Origin of the sequence: Bombella pollinis (assembly GCF_026385485.1) — a bacterium.
Lineage (GTDB): Bacteria > Pseudomonadota > Alphaproteobacteria > Acetobacterales > Acetobacteraceae > Bombella > Bombella pollinis.
Map to the genome: position 1 here is coordinate 1 of NZ_JANIDX010000014.1, position 861 is coordinate 861.

The 861-nt window shown below is 50.2% G+C and carries 2 protein-coding genes; one reads left to right on the plus strand and one right to left on the minus strand.

Features of this window, described 5'->3' with window-relative positions:
- Positions 1-195 (plus strand): hypothetical protein (locus tag NQF89_RS08795; protein WP_266137997.1); only part of this gene is annotated, 195 nt, incomplete at its 5' end.
- A gap of 9 nt (positions 196-204) precedes the next feature.
- On the opposite strand, the gene NQF89_RS08800 is transcribed toward NQF89_RS08795, so the two are convergent.
- The coding region (locus tag NQF89_RS08800; RefSeq protein WP_266137998.1) for a hypothetical protein at positions 205-861 on the minus strand (657 nt) is incomplete at its 5' end.

Genomic DNA, 861 nt, shown 5'->3' on the forward strand with positions numbered 1-861 from the left:
CCACAAAGCCAACCGGACAGCCTCACCAACCAAAGTCACCAGCTTATCAGCAAAGCCCCTTGGGATGGCCTATGGTTACCCATCGCCATCCAACATGAAGTCTCAACAGAAATAGCGGAAGGCAAATGGCACACAACCATAGAGTGCATCCGCACCAATCTCGGCCAAAAACCACCTCACAACGGAGCAACCTAACCCCCTGCTCTACCATCCCTCCCGCGGATCATGATTCATATTATCCACATCACAAACCCCATCGCCAACCGTACTCCCTACGTAATAAAACCCCTTATTTATCGCATCTACATGGTGGGTAATATCCCCCCACTCATACCCCATATTATCCAACAACCCCCCTACAATAACCGCACAACGCCAATAACGCCCCTTCTGGGAAAGAACTAAATCTGCCGCATCCTCAGCATGGTCCCATCGGACGCCCGCTTTCTTCAACCTCTTAATCGTCCCCTTCCGGTCCTCCCGAAAAGCCTTCAATAACCGCTCAATCGATGGCGCATAAGGGTCTTCCGCATTCGGGTCCTCATACATTACCCCAACATCACAATCATTCTCCGCTGTTCCCGGATTACGCGCATTGACCTCCCGCACCAACTGAGAATCCACATCTATACCCGGTGTACGATGCGCCCATAAGCTATAAATATTATCAACACATCTCTTATATCCCCCTTTCTGAGAGGTCACGACTATAGCCGCACCCTCCGCAACCTCTCGTTCAACCCCCATGCGTAACATTTCATCAATCACGCCTTGACGGTCCTGCTTAAACCACTTTAATAATATCTGCACGGGATCATCCTCCGGGTTATAAGCAGGCTTCGCAGGCGTTTTATCCAAAAA